Genomic DNA, 15,768 nt, shown 5'->3' on the forward strand with positions numbered 1-15,768 from the left:
TTATTCTTCACCGTCTTTATCATTTTTTGATGGTAAAATAAATACTTGTTCACCTGGTTTACTAACTAAATATCTACCTCTAACAAATCGTTTTACATAATCCGGATTTTCTAGATTCGCTTTTTCTTTTGTCAAAGAAGCCTTTTGGCTTTCTAATTCGTCTACCATTTCTTGTGATGCAGAAATTTCTTTTCTTAACTTGATAGTCATTAATACATCTTGTGCTGCTGTATAAATTAGGAAGCAAGCAATAAATATTACAAATACACTAAACGCTGTTTTCAATGGACGTTTCTTGCGTCTTTTTTTTGTGGTCGTGCGTTTCAAGTTTTCGTTTTCTGACATTTGCTCTCCTCCTTTGCATTTTCTTCTTTGGTACTCTTATTATAGCAAGTATTTTCTGTTTTACAACCCTGAGTTTCTTAAGAAATGGACGCAAAAATTTTTTTATACTTGAGAATAAGCCTATAAAGACATGCAAATAGAAAGCATAATATATAAGTACTCCAATCATAAAGATAACGACTAAATAAAGATTAGTGATACCACCGTTGATGTTATACAAGCCATAAAACATAAGGAATGTGAAAAGAACATGATAAAGGATTTCTAAGAATCCTTTGATGAGTGGAAAGCGCAGATACTTAATGAACGTAACAAGAAAACTAAATCCCAATCCATACATCCATCCCATCATAAAGTGGTATAAGATAGATTGTATCTGTACTGGCAACAACATTATTTAAAGATTTTAGACATCATGGATTCCTTTCCATTCCCCTTTTTATTTGATACATAAGACAAGGCTTCAATAACGCCATTGATGACAACATCTCCTCGATCAGTATCCAACTTACCAAGTTTTAAGTCTTTCCCTTGAATCAACATCCATCCTTGTGCTGTCTCTAATAAAAATTCATTCGCATCAAAACTATCGATTTGTTTTACGCCTGTTAATTCCATCACCTTACGATCTTTTATCACTACATTATGGTACGGATTCGTTTCGAATCGAAGTGGATTCACTGTATTTTCTTCCATATAAATACCTCCTTTTTTACACTATACTTTATGATTCGACAAGACTCATTAGAACGTATTTCCATGCAATTGTACTAGATAAAGAATCCTTTTCATAAGTGAGCGAAAAAAAGAGAGAACTTTGAAATTCTCTCTTTCTACTCATGGTGTATAGGAAGATGAATGGTAATGCTTAGTACATCCTCTTTATAGGAGGCTTCACAGCTTCCATTCATCCGTTGTGTCAGCTCAGATACAATGGCTAACCCCAATCCACTTCCCTTCTGTGTTCTTGCTTGGTTGCCCTTATAGAAGCGATCAAACATGTGTTGTGTATCTATCTCTTCTCCACGTCCACATGTATTATTGAAAACAAGTTCAATTTCATTCTCTTTTCTTTTAAGTTCTATTCGATAAGGAGCTTTCCCATAACGAATCGTGTTAATAATTAAATTCATACAAATTCTTTGTAAAGATTCCTCATGTACAAGTGTACAAATACTTTCATCTTCACAAATAACTTCTGGTTCTAATTCATTCGCCTTCAATAGATCGATATAATTCAATAATGATTTACAAAGAATAGGATAGATTGCTTTTTCTTCCATAATCAAATCTTCATGCATATTAATCAATTTGGTATACACGAAGAATTCATCCAACATGGTTTCTAAATCATGTAAACGATTGGTAACAATTTGATAGTATCGTTCTCTTTCTGTAGCGTCATTGCTAGTTTGCATCATTTCTACATAGCCTTGAATAGATGTTAAAGGTGTCCTAATATCATGTGATATATTCGCAATCATCTCTTCACTCTTACGTTCACTATCTAAAAAACCACACTTATTCTTTTGATTTTCTTCACGTATGATATTTACTTCTTCAACAATCTCTTTCATATAACGATCCGAAGAGGTGGTGAAGAAATGAAACGAACTTTTTTCATCTCTTGTATAGCGTAATTGTTTTGCGACTTCTTTTACTTCCTTACGAAGTTGTAAATATAGAAATAAGGAGATAAATAATAGCACAGTTAAAATTATCACAAGATATGCCATACATTTACCTCCTTCCTTTTTAGATGTCTTGTTTTTTAAGTATTAAATAACTGATTCCATTATACAACAATGTATTCCCGATCAACACAAGAATTGCGCCTCGATAGGCTTCCATTTGGAAAGTATAAGGTAATTTTGAGGATAATACATACATCATCCATTCTGAGGCACTTATATCGTGAAACATAAATCCCAACATCATACAGACTGTCATATAAATTATCATACCATATCCAATGGAATATAAGATTACAAGCACTTTACTCTTTGTGATATTTGACAACAACATCGAGAAAGAGGATGCCGCAGCCATCGTCAACACTTGCACTATCGCAAATGGAAGATAATCTAAGAGATTGAAACTACCCACAGAAATAGGGATAATTATTTGTAATAAACAAGTTCCTACAAGGATCGCTATTAGAAATATCGTACATATGATGACACAATAGAAATAACGAGCTATCGCTAATGTGGATTTATGAGATTGTAATGGATACGTATTTTTTACATACCCACAGTTATACTCATCAGTAGAGAAAATTCCTACAAAAATCAATACTAGTAAAGAATACATCATTGATTTTGGTGTGTAATATAGAAACTGTACAAAGGTATCTTTTCCCCTATGAAAAGTTGCAAATGGAGTATTGCTTTGTAATCCAAATTCTCCTAATATCATCATAAACGCAGCTACCGCTAATATCAACGTTACATAGAATGCTTTCATATGAAAGGTTCTATACAAATCACTCTTTAGATTATTCCACATGAGATTCACCCCCTGTAATACTTAGGAAGTAAGCTTCTAAATTTTGCTTATGCATCATAATTTCTGACACACGAACTCCATGTTTTACTAATATTTCATTTACTTCACTTGTATCTACTTGTTCATATATATGGATACAATTTTGATCGATTGTTTTGAATTCTTTAATGTGGCATGTTTCTTCTAAGACAACAGCTGCCTTTTTCACATCATGAACTTGTAGTAAACAATAATCTTTACAGCTTTGATCCAATTCTTCACGACTCATTTGTTGAATCAAGACACCGTCTTTTATGATGCCATAAGATGTCGCAATTTTACTAAGTTCTTCTAAAATGTGAGAACTTAATAGTATTGTTACATTGCGTTCTTGATTGACGCGTAAGATTGCATTACGAATATCTGTAATCCCTTGTGGATCTAATCCATTCACTGGTTCATCAAGTATTAAGAGTTCTGGGTCTCCAATCATAGATAACGCAAGTCCTAAACGTTGTTTCATTCCTAATGAATAAGATTTAACTTTCTTTTTTAACTTTGCGTCCAATCCACAAATTTGCATTAATGCACTTAATTCTTCTTCATTGTCGCATCCCATTGCTAATGCCTTGATATGCATGTTTTGAATTCCTGTCATATTTCCATATAAACCAGGTTGTTCAATTAAGGTTCCGATTCTTCGATAAATATATGGATCCTCTATAGGGTCTTTTCCAAATAATTTAAAGGTTCCCTCACTTGGATGAATCAAACCAGCTAATAATTTCATCATTGTAGACTTACCTGCACCATTTTGTCCAATAAGTCCGAATATTTCCCCCTTCGTAATATTTAAGTTTAAAGAATCCAAAGCTCTTTGTTTCTTATAAACTTTACTAAGTTGGTTACATTCAATAATATTTTCTACCATACTCTCATTCCTTTCTTACAACCATAGTTTACCTCTTAAGCTTTTAGAAACAGCAAAGAAAAGGTAAAGAAAGTTTAAAGATTATGATTTTAACTTAAATCCGATACCCCATATTGTTTCGATGATATCTTCTTTGCATTTGTTGCGTATATTACTAATATGCACGTGAATGGTTTTATCATCTGCCGCATAAAAATCCTCCCATGCATATTCATAGATTTCTTTTTTTGTAAATCCTTGATGTGGATGGGACATTAATAATTCCATTATTCGATATTCATGTTTTGTAAGAATAATATCTGTATCGTTTACTTTAAGTGTTCTTTGATCGTTCATTAACTTGATGTGCTTATAGGTAAGTTCATTGGAAGGACGTGTGGTTGTTTTTCGTAATTGTACTTGTATACGAGCATATAGTTCTTCTAATGCAAAGGGTTTGCATACATAGTCATCCGCACCTTTGTTTAATAGTTCTACTTTATCACTTAAATTGCTTTTCGCAGAAACAATAATAACAGGTAAGTTGGAATACTGCTCTTTTATCTTAACAATTAAATCTTCCCCATTCATTCCTGGTAACATCAAATCTAAAATAACTACATCTGGTGTATGTAGTTGTAATTGTAATAAAGCTTCTGTACCAGAAAAAGCACTCAAACATTCTTCTCTTTGTTTTTCTAAATATTCTTTCATCATTTGATGAATACTCATATCATCTTCTACAAGTAAAATTAAAGCCATACTATCCCCTCATTTCATATACTATAGTATCACAATTTATTTGAAATAAAAATGGTGCTTTCCTACAGCATAGAAAAAGGAGCTATCATCGCTCCTAGGATATTGTCTTAATTCTAAATATAAAATAGTAATATTTAAAAACCATAAGTACAAATAGAAATATTCTTAAATGTATAGAATCCATAAAATACATGGCTAATAAAATCATCGTACTAGCAAATGACAATAATCGTACTTTTGTTTTCTTTGTCATTTCTCGATGATTCACAAAAGACTCTAAATGGTTTCGATATAATGAAGTATGGATAAACCATTGATGGAATCTTTCTGAGCTTTTCGCAAAACAATATGCGGATACGAGAAGAAAAGGTGTAGTAGGTAATACGGGTAGAATGACTCCAATCATTCCTAATAACATAAAGATACACGCAATTATAAAATATAAAAGTCTCATTTTCTCTCCTTTCTTTCATAGTAGACATGGCGTAATGCCATGATTGGTTTATGAAATAACATTCTTGGTCCTGAGAAACGCATTACATTACGTATTTGTATACGCCTTTCCTTTTGATAACAGTGTACACTACAATTGGAACAAAATGTTTTACTTTCCATAAAAGGACAATAATCAATGCGTTGTTTAGCATATTCTAGTAAAGTATTGCATTCTTCACAGAGGGTTTTTTGTTTATGCTTTTTATGACAATAGTAGGCAATCATATACTCAATGGTTTCTTTTTCTTGTGCACGCTTCTGTTGTACTTTAACAGGCACGTCCATTCTCCAAAGATAAAATTCTGTTTGCAATTTTTAAAGTACCTGGTCGATGAGATACTAATACAATGGTTTTATCTTTTTGTTGTTGAAGACTTCTTAAAATCATAGCCTCATTTAATGCATCTAAGTTACTTGTTGGTTCATCTAGTAAGATACAGTTTGCGTTGTGTAAGAACGCACGAGCCAATGCAATTCTTTGTTTTTCTCCTCCGGATAAGGAATCTCCTAATTCCGATACTGGAGTAGCGTAGTCTTTGGGTAAAGACATAATGAAATCATGGATATTTGCTTGTTTACATGCCTTTTCAACATCGATTATTGAAGCCTGTAAGTTTGCGATATGTACGTTATTGAATATGGTATCTTGAAATAACACGGTATCTTGTGTTACATAACTTTGCATATCACGTAGGTTGGTTGTGTTTATTTGTTGGAGGGATTTATCCCCAATTTTAATCGTACCTTCATCGTTGTGGAAGAAACGCATCATCAATTTCAAAAGAGTACTTTTCCCACTACCACTCTTTCCTAATATCCCTGTGATTTCACCTTTTTTGAATTCATAGTTGATATCTTGTAGAATCTTTTCATCTTCATATGCAAAGTGGACACCATCCACACAAAGGTCTTCAAAAACTGTTTCTTCTTTCCCATGAAGATCTTCTACGCTTTCTTTTTCACTTAACAGTCCCAATACTCTTCTAGCGCTTGCCATAGTAAGTAGTAAGTGATTTGATAAAGAAGATAGAGCTAATACTGGACCAAAACTTGATAACATCAATACCGTAGACATACATACGGTTGTAAAGGATACACTTCCTTGGATGTACAGTATACTTCCACTCACAAACATAACAAGAGAGAATATCATTACCGCAAAGGTTCCTAGTGAAGAACTTGTTCCCTCGTGTTCCTTTAGTTTTTTCTGGTGTTCATTGACACGTGCACTTTTTTGTTGCATTTGGGATAGGCGTATATCTCCGTTTTTGTATTGTAAAATATCTTGTAGATTACGAAGAGATTCTAATGTATAACTGCTCATATCTCCAAAGGATTCTTTTGCTATTTTTCCATCTTCTTTTCCTATTCTAGTTATTACATAAGGAATACAGACCCCTGTAAATATATAAGCGACAAGAGCAATGATAAGAAATATTGGATGCATACTATAGAATTGAAATAATAGAATGATGGAGGTTATAATCGCAATCAATATTGGAGAAATGGTATGTGCATAAAATACTTCTAATGCCTCAATATCACTTGTGATAAGATAGATTAAATCTCCTGCATCTCTTCCTTCTAATTTTGCTGGAGCTAAACGTCTTAATGTTTTAAATACTTTATCTCGTATAAGGGCTAATAATTTAAAGGCGATATAATGATTACATGCCTGTTCTCCATAGTGTAGAACTCCTCTTAAAACAGCAAGTACTACCAACATCACAAAGAATACTTGGATGGGGAAATTATTCGCACGAATGGCAATATGACTAATTAACAAGGCACAAAAATATGGTATAAATATAGCGCATAGAAACCCAACGACGCCTAGTACCACTGCCACGAGCATAGGAAAGGCAAGTGGTTTTACAAGGTAAGACATCTTCAACATAATCCTTAGATTACTATCTTTACGCATATGCAACATCTCCTTCCATTTGTTCTAATTGCGATTGTGTGGTATACATTTCATAATATTTATGATGATGTTTCATCAACTCTATATGAGTACCATGTTCTACACAATGTCCTTGATCAAGTACATAGATTTGATCACTTTGTTCGATATTATGTAAACGATGGGTAATCATAAGAATCGTTTTGGTTTTTGCTAGTTGTAAAATAACTTGTAAGATTGCTTCTTCACTCTCTACATCAATGTTACTAGTGGCTTCATCAAAAATATAAATTTCTCGATCTGCCAAAAGTGCACGTGCTATAGATAAGCGTTGTTTTTGTCCTCCAGAAAGATTAGAACCATTCTCTAATAGTTTCATATGTAATCCACCTTGTTCAAGAATAAATTCCTTTAAACAGGTTTTCTTAAGAACTTCCCAACATTCATCATCGCTTGCGTTTTCTTTTGCGATACACAAGTTCTCTTTTACACTTCCTTTAAAAATCATTGGTTTGTGTGTTACATATAGCACTCGATCATAAAAGCTTTTATCATTCATATGTTTACGTTCGATACCCTGCATAGTGATAGAGCCTTCATAGGTACTAGTAAAACCAGCTAATATCTTCGCAATGGTACTCTTGCCTGAACCACTTTCTCCAACAATTCCTATAAACTGTTTTGGTTGCACGTTCAGCGTAATATCATGTAAAATTTGGCGTTTTGAATCGTATGAGAAGTTTAAGTTTTGAAAAGATATATCAATTTCTTGTTCGTTAAACCATTCTTTACCTTCTTCTTCAATTGGCATATCTAAAATTTTAAATATTTTAGAGCTTGCCGCAATACCGTTCATTGCGATATGGAAGAAGGATCCTAAAAGTCGCAACGGGATAAAAAATTCTGAAGATAACAAAATAATACAAAGTACAGCAAATAAACTTACTCTGCCATTGGTAAAACCAAGGATTGCAACAATGCTTCCAATCGCTGCACCTCCATATGCAATGAGGTCCATAACACTAACAGAATTGAGTTGCATCGTTAAGACTTTCATTGTTATCTTGCGGAAATTTTCTGCTTCTTCATTCATTTTCACATTTTTATATTCGTCTGCTTGATAGATTTTTAATGTGGTCAAACCTTGTAAATTCTCCAAAAAACTATTTCCAAGAGTTGTATAACTTTTCCAGTACTTCGATAATAGTTTTTTCGCAAATTTTTGAACAGCGATAATAGAAAGAGGAATAAGTGGAACACATATCAATAATACAAGAGAGCTTTGTACATCCATCCATACCAAAACTAAAAACAAAGTAATTGGTGCTAGCATACTATAGAAAAATTGAGGGAGATATCGCCCAAAATAAGTTTCTAGTTGTTCAACACCTTCTACATTTAACTGCACAAGTTCACTTGTTGAAATATAGTCTTGGTAAGCATTTTTCATAGAAAGTAATTTCTCATATAAACGTTTCCGAAGATGATCTTTTACTTGCGATGAGGCAAGATGTGCATAGTCACTTGCTTTCTTCGTACAATACATGCGAATCGTTAACAATACGATAGATCCACCTACCATAAACCATAATTGTTGAATCTGTATTGCATTATCAAATAGACAAACAAGTACCCATGCAATGAGCATGACAAATCCAATGTTACACAATAGGGAAATCCATTGCATAGCAACCTGTCTTACTACGTATTTTTTTGCTTCTGACATTTCTTTTAGTAATCTTTTATCAATCATAATAGCTCCTTAGTTAGTTTAGTCTAACTTAACACACGAGAAGTTTACCATAGTTAACTTATTGCGTCAAGCATATTCCTGACGATTTTATACAAGTCTTTTGAGTACTTTTGTAGTAAAATAATACTCAAAAGGAGTGCCTATATGAAAACTGAAAGCCGTGAATTTTATTATGATGAGGATTTGCAATTAGAAGCCTATCAATTTAAAGGTATCATGCAACCTTTTCCGAACCATTTCCATGAATACTATGTGATTGGTTTTATCGAGCATGGACAACGTCGTCTCCTTTGTAAAAATGTAGAATATCATCTGGTGGCACAGGATATTATTATCTTCAATCCAGGAGAAAATCATGACTGCGCACCTTTGGATAATGAATTACTAGATTATCGAGCATTAAATATACCAAAAGAAACCATGCGTTCTATCGCAAAAGATATCAGTGGCGTAGATCGTCTTCCTCAATTCCATAAAAATGTACTAAAAGATGAAGAAATCGCTACGTACCTACATAATGTACATCGCATGATTGTAGAAAACAGCAAAGAATTTGAAAAAGAAGAAACCTTGTTGTTCCTAATTACAGAATTACTTGATAAGAACAGCTCCCCTTATACCTATCATGAAGAAAATCATAGTCAAGAACTCGCAGTTGTATGTGACTATATGCAACTTCATTATCGTGAACAGATTCGCTTAAAACAACTATGTGATCTTAGTTCTATGAGTTCTTCTACCTTATTACGTGCATTTACAAAAGAAAAAGGGATTACACCCTATCGATATTTAGAAGTTATCCGTGTAAATAAGGCAAAAGAGCTTTTAGAAAAGGGTGCTAGTGTCTTAGAGGCATCTAGTGCATCTGGCTTTTTTGATCAAAGTCATTTTACAAATTTCTTTCGCACATTTCTTGGTATATCTCCTGGAGCCTATCGTAACATCTTCCACCAAGACAAGGAGAACGATTTATGAAACAATCAACAACAGGCCATATTGCGGCCTTTTTCACCATTGTGCTATGGGGTACAACCTTTATTTCAACAAAAGTATTACTAAGCGATTTCACTCCTGTTGAAATCTTGTTTATTCGTTTTGTCATTGGGTTTATTTCCCTATGGATTGCTTATCCACGCCTTCTACATGTCAAAGATAAGAAACAAGAACTTTTATTTTTCTTGGCAGGACTTTGTGGTATTTGTTTGTATTTTTTAATGGAAAACATTGCCCTTACCTATACTCTCGCATCGAATATTGGAGTCATTATTTCCATCGCACCATTCTTCACCGCAATTCTATCTAGAATCTTTTTCCCTACGGATAAATCCTTACATGCGAATTTTTTTATAGGGTTTCTTTGTGCCATGGCTGGTATTTGTATTATTAGTTTCAATGGTTCTAGTTTGCATTTTGATATAACGGGTGATTTACTTGCATTGGGTGCTTCCTTTGTATGGGCATGTTACTCCTTACTCACAAAGAAGTTAAGCACGTATGAATATGCTACCATACCAATGACTAGAAGAATCTTTACGTATGGACTTATCTGTATTATTCCTGCATTGTTCTTCTTGGATTTTTCACCAAATATAGATGCCTTTTTTAATATCACGAATACTTTTAATTTTATCTATCTTGGATTAGGTGCCTCTGCGACATGCTTTGTCACTTGGAATTTCGCTGTGAAAACATTAGGCGCTTTAAAAACTAGCATTTATATTTATTTAGTACCAGTGGTTACCATTGTTACATCATTTCTAATTTTAAGAGAGAATGTGACCTATATCACTTGGATAGGAGCAGGTTTAACAATTTTAGGTCTATTTCTATCAGAGAGTACTTGTTTTAGAAAAAAATAAAACACAATCTATCAATACAAAAAAGAAGATACCATTTCCTTATAGGATAGCCGTATCTTCTTTTTTTATCAATTTTTCTTCTATCACTTCAAACATCAAAGCCGCATCATTTTTATTCACTTGCTTTGACAACATCAATACACGAACCGTAAGTTCTCGATACCCAAATATTACTTTAATGATATCTCCTATCTTTACATCGGTAGATGGTTTTGCGATTTTATCATTCACGTAAACTCGTTCATTATCCGCGAGTTCTTTTGATACTGTTCTTCTTTTCAGTATACGTGCTGTTTTTAAATATTTATCTAAACGCATGATGTTCACCTCTACCAATAAGTTTACCATTTATTGTTGTTGTTGGCGAGATAAAAGTTGTACAAACGCTTCTAATGCATAGAGTTCTTCTTTTTCTAAATCCTTTTTATCATAAACTACCACAAAAGCACCATACCAGTCTCCATATGCAGTAATTGGATATATAATCCCTTTTGATGCATCCTCACTATCTTGAAATACAACTTCTTTTTCAAACATTCTCATTCTATGAATATGTGTTAACTCTATAAATTCTTCACGTATTTTACGATCATATCGCTCTAACCACTCTTCTTGAATGAAAAGCACTGTGTTTTGATAGATTGCGGTTAATGTCTCACACATGATATTAATTTCTTCCATATGTCGTGACATCATATCAAATTTCTGTATTACAATCTTATCGTTATCTATAAAGAATTCAATAGAGTCTCCCTCTTTTAAACGGTATTGTTTTCGAATTTCCTTGGGAATTACCAACCTTCCCAAATCATCAAGTCTTCGTACGATTCCTGTTGCTTTCATATAGACACTCCTTTACTAATGATAGTATTGTCAACAGGCATTGGATTATACATGATTAACTAATAATAAACATAAAAAATCCTGCAAATTTCACAGGATTATAAATATTTTTTCAATCTTTCTGCTGGTTCTAGACTTTCCCATTTTACATTCAAATCATCTCTACCAAAATGGCCATAAGATGCTAATTGACGATAAATTGGTTTACGTAAATCCAATTCTTTGATAATTGCTGTTGGTCTTAAGTCAAACTCTTTACGAACGATTTCCGCGATTGCGTCATCTTCCAGTTTTCCTGTACCAAATGTATCCACCAGTAAGCTTACTGGTTGCGCAACTCCAATCGCATACGCAAGTTGTACTTCACATTTTTTCGCAAGTCCTGCCGCAACAATATTTTTTGCTACATAACGAGCTGCATACGCTGCACTACGATCAACTTTCGTTGGGTCTTTTCCAGAGAAAGCTCCTCCTCCATGACGCGACATTCCACCATACGTATCTACAATGATTTTACGTCCTGTTAGTCCACTATCTCCTTGAGGTCCACCAATTACAAAGCGACCTGTTGGATTGATAAAGATTTTTGTATCTTCATCCATTAAGTTCACATCTACAATTACATCGATAACATGTTTCTTTAGATCTTCACGAATGGTATCTAACTCTACTGTTTCCGAATGTTGTGTAGAAATAACGATAGCATCTACTCGTTTTGGTTCTCCATTTTCATATTCAATCGTAACCTGTGTTTTTCCATCTGGACGTAAATACTCTAACGTACCATCTTTACGCACTTTTGTTAATTGTTTTGATAAACGATGCGCTAAAGAAATTGGTAATGGCATATATTCTGGAGTCTCATCACTTGCATATCCAAACATCATTCCTTGATCCCCTGCACCATGGTTGTCTTCTCCACCTGCTTTCGATTCAAATGAATGGTCAACACCTAATGCGATATCTTTGGATTGTTCATCGATGGATGTTAATACAGAACAAGTTGTTCCATCAAATCCATATTTTGCACGATCGTATCCTATATCAAGTACTACATTTCTTGCGATACTTGCTATATCCACATAACAATTTGTTGAGATTTCTCCCATAATCATAACCATACCTGTTGTACAACAAGTTTCACACGCTACACGTGCTGTTGGATCTTGTGCCAGTATCGCATCTAATACTGCATCACTGATCTGATCACAAATTTTATCTGGATGTCCTTCCGTAACTGATTCGGAAGTAAAAAATTGTTTATGTAACATCATCTTATACCTCACTTTTTGATATGTTTATTTTAGCGTGTTTTACTACAATTTACAACTAAAACAAATGCGGGTGTTAGACATCATCAAAATAAGATATGTTTTTCCTTTCTTATTTTACATATGGATAGATATCTTCCGTAAATTTATGAAAGTCAAGACCATTTACTTTTTCTATTAATTGAATATAATCTTCTGGAAATTCCGGATTCATTCCTCCACAAATACTACAGCTTATCGCACCTATTGTATCTGTGTCCCAACCTATTTCAGCACTCAATTGTGCAGCTTTTAATGGATTTTTATCTGCGAGTTCAACAATTGCGAAAACACAAGGAATTGTTTCAATGGACTCCATACCTGAACCTATTTCTTGATATAACCGCTTTAAGATGACTTTTTCATCTTTTTCTTCTGCAATTATGTTCTGTGTTTGTTTCATCCGATATGCTAAGGAAGCACTAGGGAAATCATATCCATATGGAGCCGATGCTTCAATTGCTTTATATGCCAAATTCCAAATTTCTTCAATAGAAGAACCTCCATGTATCACATAACTGATTGCCGCGGCTACTGCGCTAGCTCCTGCGATGGCAATTTTTGTATTGTGGGTAGGCATACAAATTTGATGCACATTTCTTACAAGTTCATCCATCTTCATGTAATTACTAACCAATCCTATGGGACCTATTTTCATTGCAGCGCCATTGGTTGTTCCACTTATTCCTGTCTCTTCTATTGGTACGCCATTTTCTATTTTCTCCAATGCCTTTAAAGTCGATGGACCAGAAACATAAGCGGAAACACCTGAATTTGTGTTCCAATCTCTTAATTTATCAACATACTCTTGAACTTTTACGACACCTTTATTATTTATAATCATATCTAGGATCATCAATGTATTAATAGTATCATCAGTGATTGATCCAGCTTCTAATCTTCTAGCAAACACATCCTGATCATTTGATGGATATAGTTTGGTGACACCATCTGGAAAATTCTGTCTTATAGTCTCTTGTGTACAACATTCTGTTGGCATTCCCATCGCATCTCCCAATGCCCCTCCAACAAGGACTCCCCATATGTTATCTCTCATACAATTCTTCCTCCAAAAATACCTCTTGATTCTTGGTATTTCTAAATGGCATTACAGTTAGTATTTTTTCACCAACATTGATATGATCCTTTTGTTCAGGAATAATATCTAAATAGTTTTTTGTATTTGTAATCACTACTATCGTCTCTGTAGAATATCCTGCTTTTTCAATGGACTTCAAATCTACGCTAGCTAAAATGTCTCCTTGTTTTACTTTTTGACCCTTTTCTACATGTAATTGAAACCCTTTGCCTTGTAATTCTACTGTATCAACTCCAATATGTACTAACACTTCGATACCTGAATCACTAATAATACCAATCGCATGACCAGTAGGAAAAACTGTTTCTACAATTCCTGTTATAGGAGAATATACTTCATCTTCATCGGGATGTATTACAATACCCATTCCTACTTTCCCGGAAGCAAATGTTTTGTCATTACATTGTTCTATCGCTAATAAGGTTCCCTTCATAGGAGAAACGATATCTTCCGTTATGATTAATTTGCTTTTCTCTTGATCTTCTATATCATCTTCTTTTTTGAATGTTAGATAAGTAAGTAAGAATGCTACCACACTTGTAGCAATTGTGGCAATAATTGCCACAAATAGGCCACTCATACTTCCTGTTTTTGGATCAATAAAAGATACAAACCCTAGTACACCAAAGGAGAATGTATACATTCTCGCGGAAAAAATTGCGATAATAATAGAACCGACTGCACCACCTATCATAGAAAATGCAAACCTCTTTTTGATTGGCAAGCTAAATCCGTATATTGCTGGTTCAATAATACAGAAAATTCCTGAAACCATTGCTGGAATTGCTAACGCTTTTTGTTGCTTAGACTTTGTTCTTAAAAATATCGCAAGTACAACAGCTGTTTGTGCAAAGTTTGCTGTAAAAGACATTGGAAAGATATAATCAGAACCATGCATTGCTAGATTACTAATACCAATCGCTGATATTGGCCAATGCAACCCAAAAATTACTAATGGTTGGTATAACAGTGCGACAACCACCGATGTAATCATAGGAGAGATTGTATATAAACCAGAAACAGTAGCGCCAATAATGGCACTTAACACATTGGTAATAGGCCCAATCGCAAGAATAGATAAGGGCACAGTAATAAGAATTGTAAGAAACGCGTTTAGATTATGCGCAAGTAAATCTGGTATGATATGCTTTAATAAACGATCTACTTTTGATCCTACATATGTGATAAGGATAATCGGAATAACTGTATATTGATATCCATTCGCTGGAAATAGCATTGGAATTCCAAAGAAGGTCTTATATACTGGAGTTTCAAAAATTGTCCCTTGAAATAGTGTGTAAAGCGCTTCTTCTGTTGTTAAATTACTAAGTAGTTCTGGAATAATTAAAGAAGCTCCTAACATCATTCCAACAAAAGGGTTTAATTTGAACGCTTTTGCACTTGTATATCCCAATACAACAGGTAAGAAATAAAATGCTGTTTGACCCATCGCATGCAATACAATGTAGGCACCATCATTTGTATTCAACACATTTGTAACCGTTAATATTGCTAAAATACCTTGCAATAAACCTGATGCTGTTAAGATGCCTAGTATAGGTGTAATTACTTTTGTGATGATTTCTATAAGACCATTAATACCTTTTTTCTTTTCTTCGAATAGTTCATTTTGATTTCCTATAAAGTCTTGGAGTTCTTGAAAAACATCTGCTACATGTGTCCCTACAACTACTTGAAATCGACCTCCAGCATATTGCGCGGTCATAATTTCTGATGAAGTAAGGAGTTCTTTTTCATTTACTTTTTTATCCTCTTTTAATGTAAAACGAAGTCTTGTCATACAATGTGTAACGCTTAGAATATTTTCTTTATCTCCAACATTTTGTACGATAAATTCGACGAGTTTTTGATATTTCTTCATGTATATCTTCCTTTCCTGCTTTGTGTATGAAGTCAGTGGTTTTTAAAACAAAAAAGCAGACACATCCAAAATAAGAGAACAAAGCTTCTCCTACTTGGGTGTTGCCTGCTTACCAGTTAC

18 protein-coding genes are annotated in these 15,768 nt (G+C 33.8%); 2 read left to right on the plus strand and 16 right to left on the minus strand.

Annotated elements, in window-relative coordinates; genetic code table 11:
* The 11 genes from ACWG0P_RS03000 to ACWG0P_RS03050 form a co-directional block, all read right to left on the minus strand.
* Complete coding sequence (locus ACWG0P_RS03000; protein ID WP_455792741.1) at nt 1–345, minus strand: FtsB family cell division protein; 345 nt, start codon at nt 343–345, stop codon at nt 1–3.
* Nucleotides 269–739 (minus strand): spore cortex biosynthesis protein YabQ, encoded by a 471-nt coding sequence (gene yabQ / locus ACWG0P_RS03005; protein WP_455800427.1) that lies wholly within the window; start codon nt 737–739, stop codon nt 269–271. The genes ACWG0P_RS03000 and yabQ overlap by 77 nt, the downstream gene beginning before the upstream one ends.
* Nucleotides 739–1,041: a sporulation protein YabP gene (yabP, locus tag ACWG0P_RS03010; protein WP_455792737.1), complete on the minus strand. Its 303-nt coding sequence runs from the start codon at nt 1,039–1,041 to the stop codon at nt 739–741. The genes yabQ and yabP overlap by 1 nt, the downstream gene beginning before the upstream one ends.
* 137 nt (nt 1,042–1,178) lie before the next feature.
* On the minus strand, nt 1,179–2,081 hold the full coding sequence (locus tag ACWG0P_RS03015; RefSeq protein ID WP_455800428.1) for a sensor histidine kinase: 903 nt from the start codon (nt 2,079–2,081) through the stop codon (nt 1,179–1,181).
* Between the two features lie 19 nt (nt 2,082–2,100).
* Nucleotides 2,101–2,853 carry a hypothetical protein gene (locus tag ACWG0P_RS03020; protein WP_455800429.1) on the minus strand — a complete coding sequence of 251 codons (753 nt, stop codon included), beginning with the start codon at nt 2,851–2,853 and terminating at the stop codon, nt 2,101–2,103.
* Complete coding sequence (locus ACWG0P_RS03025; protein WP_455800430.1) at nt 2,843–3,763, minus strand: ABC transporter ATP-binding protein; 921 nt, start codon at nt 3,761–3,763, stop codon at nt 2,843–2,845. The genes ACWG0P_RS03020 and ACWG0P_RS03025 overlap by 11 nt, the downstream gene beginning before the upstream one ends.
* An 81-nt stretch (nt 3,764–3,844) precedes the next feature.
* Entirely contained in the window at nt 3,845–4,504 is a 660-nt protein-coding gene (locus ACWG0P_RS03030) for a response regulator transcription factor (protein ID WP_455792730.1), read from the minus strand.
* 94 nt (nt 4,505–4,598) lie between these two features.
* Nucleotides 4,599–4,958 carry a YbaN family protein gene (locus tag ACWG0P_RS03035; RefSeq protein ID WP_455800431.1) on the minus strand — a complete coding sequence of 120 codons (360 nt, stop codon included), beginning with the start codon at nt 4,956–4,958 and terminating at the stop codon, nt 4,599–4,601.
* Nucleotides 4,955–5,284, minus strand: coding sequence for a nitrous oxide-stimulated promoter family protein (locus tag ACWG0P_RS03040; RefSeq protein ID WP_455800432.1), 330 nt, complete (start codon nt 5,282–5,284; stop codon nt 4,955–4,957). The genes ACWG0P_RS03035 and ACWG0P_RS03040 overlap by 4 nt, the downstream gene beginning before the upstream one ends.
* Entirely contained in the window at nt 5,268–6,923 is a 1,656-nt protein-coding gene (locus ACWG0P_RS03045) for an amino acid ABC transporter ATP-binding/permease protein (RefSeq protein WP_455800433.1), read from the minus strand. The genes ACWG0P_RS03040 and ACWG0P_RS03045 overlap by 17 nt, the downstream gene beginning before the upstream one ends.
* The gene (locus ACWG0P_RS03050) at nt 6,916–8,655 is read right to left on the minus strand and encodes an ABC transporter ATP-binding protein/permease (RefSeq protein ID WP_455800434.1); all 1,740 of its coding nucleotides are present in this window, start codon (nt 8,653–8,655) and stop codon (nt 6,916–6,918) included. The genes ACWG0P_RS03045 and ACWG0P_RS03050 overlap by 8 nt, the downstream gene beginning before the upstream one ends.
* A gap of 144 nt (nt 8,656–8,799) precedes the next feature.
* Between ACWG0P_RS03050 and ACWG0P_RS03055 the strand changes: the two genes are divergently transcribed.
* Together ACWG0P_RS03055 and ACWG0P_RS03060 are read left to right on the plus strand one after the other, a co-directional pair.
* The gene (locus tag ACWG0P_RS03055) at nt 8,800–9,630 is read left to right on the plus strand and encodes an AraC family transcriptional regulator (RefSeq protein WP_455800435.1); all 831 of its coding nucleotides are present in this window, start codon (nt 8,800–8,802) and stop codon (nt 9,628–9,630) included.
* Nucleotides 9,627–10,514: a DMT family transporter gene (locus tag ACWG0P_RS03060; protein ID WP_455800436.1), complete on the plus strand. Its 888-nt coding sequence runs from the start codon at nt 9,627–9,629 to the stop codon at nt 10,512–10,514. Before ACWG0P_RS03055 ends, ACWG0P_RS03060 begins: the two co-directional genes overlap by 4 nt.
* A gap of 39 nt (nt 10,515–10,553) precedes the next feature.
* Here ACWG0P_RS03060 and ACWG0P_RS03065 read toward each other — a convergent pair whose 3' ends face one another.
* The 5 genes from ACWG0P_RS03065 to ACWG0P_RS03085 form a co-directional block, all read right to left on the minus strand.
* The gene (locus ACWG0P_RS03065) at nt 10,554–10,832 is read right to left on the minus strand and encodes an RNA-binding S4 domain-containing protein (RefSeq protein WP_455800437.1); all 279 of its coding nucleotides are present in this window, start codon (nt 10,830–10,832) and stop codon (nt 10,554–10,556) included.
* A 30-nt stretch (nt 10,833–10,862) separates the two neighbouring features.
* On the minus strand, nt 10,863–11,357 hold the full coding sequence (locus tag ACWG0P_RS03070) for an AbrB/MazE/SpoVT family DNA-binding domain-containing protein (protein ID WP_455800438.1): 495 nt from the start codon (nt 11,355–11,357) through the stop codon (nt 10,863–10,865).
* 98 nt (nt 11,358–11,455) lie between these two features.
* Nucleotides 11,456–12,628 (minus strand): methionine adenosyltransferase, encoded by a 1,173-nt coding sequence (metK, locus tag ACWG0P_RS03075; RefSeq protein WP_455800490.1) that lies wholly within the window; start codon nt 12,626–12,628, stop codon nt 11,456–11,458.
* 112 nt (nt 12,629–12,740) lie between these two features.
* Nucleotides 12,741–13,724: an ADP-ribosylglycohydrolase family protein gene (locus tag ACWG0P_RS03080; protein ID WP_455800439.1), complete on the minus strand. Its 984-nt coding sequence runs from the start codon at nt 13,722–13,724 to the stop codon at nt 12,741–12,743.
* Nucleotides 13,714–15,648: a beta-glucoside-specific PTS transporter subunit IIABC gene (locus tag ACWG0P_RS03085; protein ID WP_455800440.1), complete on the minus strand. Its 1,935-nt coding sequence runs from the start codon at nt 15,646–15,648 to the stop codon at nt 13,714–13,716. The genes ACWG0P_RS03080 and ACWG0P_RS03085 overlap by 11 nt, the downstream gene beginning before the upstream one ends.
* Nucleotides 15,649–15,768: the final 120 nt, after the last annotated feature.

The organism is Amedibacillus sp. YH-ame6, from assembly GCF_053848845.1.

Bases quoted from the DNA above. Each gene is read 5' to 3' on its own strand.
- ACWG0P_RS03000 (WP_455792741.1), bottom strand. From the start codon at position 345: ATGTCAGAAAACGAAAACTTGAAACGCACGACCACAAAAAAAAGACGC.
- ACWG0P_RS03040 (WP_455800432.1), bottom strand. From the start codon at position 5,284: ATGGACGTGCCTGTTAAAGTACAACAGAAGCGTGCACAAGAAAAAGAA.
- ACWG0P_RS03015 (WP_455800428.1), bottom strand. From the start codon at position 2,081: ATGGCATATCTTGTGATAATTTTAACTGTGCTATTATTTATCTCCTTA.
- ACWG0P_RS03070 (WP_455800438.1), bottom strand. From the start codon at position 11,357: ATGAAAGCAACAGGAATCGTACGAAGACTTGATGATTTGGGAAGGTTG.
- ACWG0P_RS03045 (WP_455800433.1), bottom strand. From the start codon at position 6,923: ATGCGTAAAGATAGTAATCTAAGGATTATGTTGAAGATGTCTTACCTT.
- ACWG0P_RS03025 (WP_455800430.1), bottom strand. From the start codon at position 3,763: ATGGTAGAAAATATTATTGAATGTAACCAACTTAGTAAAGTTTATAAG.
- ACWG0P_RS03030 (WP_455792730.1), bottom strand. From the start codon at position 4,504: ATGGCTTTAATTTTACTTGTAGAAGATGATATGAGTATTCATCAAATG.
- ACWG0P_RS03060 (WP_455800436.1), top strand. From the start codon at position 9,627: ATGAAACAATCAACAACAGGCCATATTGCGGCCTTTTTCACCATTGTG.
- metK (WP_455800490.1), bottom strand. From the start codon at position 12,628: ATGTTACATAAACAATTTTTTACTTCCGAATCAGTTACGGAAGGACAT.
- ACWG0P_RS03035 (WP_455800431.1), bottom strand. From the start codon at position 4,958: ATGAGACTTTTATATTTTATAATTGCGTGTATCTTTATGTTATTAGGA.
- ACWG0P_RS03065 (WP_455800437.1), bottom strand. From the start codon at position 10,832: ATGCGTTTAGATAAATATTTAAAAACAGCACGTATACTGAAAAGAAGA.
- ACWG0P_RS03020 (WP_455800429.1), bottom strand. From the start codon at position 2,853: ATGTGGAATAATCTAAAGAGTGATTTGTATAGAACCTTTCATATGAAA.
- ACWG0P_RS03080 (WP_455800439.1), bottom strand. From the start codon at position 13,724: ATGAGAGATAACATATGGGGAGTCCTTGTTGGAGGGGCATTGGGAGAT.
- ACWG0P_RS03055 (WP_455800435.1), top strand. From the start codon at position 8,800: ATGAAAACTGAAAGCCGTGAATTTTATTATGATGAGGATTTGCAATTA.
- yabQ (WP_455800427.1), bottom strand. From the start codon at position 739: ATGTTGTTGCCAGTACAGATACAATCTATCTTATACCACTTTATGATG.
- ACWG0P_RS03050 (WP_455800434.1), bottom strand. From the start codon at position 8,655: ATGATTGATAAAAGATTACTAAAAGAAATGTCAGAAGCAAAAAAATAC.
- yabP (WP_455792737.1), bottom strand. From the start codon at position 1,041: ATGGAAGAAAATACAGTGAATCCACTTCGATTCGAAACGAATCCGTAC.
- ACWG0P_RS03085 (WP_455800440.1), bottom strand. From the start codon at position 15,648: ATGAAGAAATATCAAAAACTCGTCGAATTTATCGTACAAAATGTTGGA.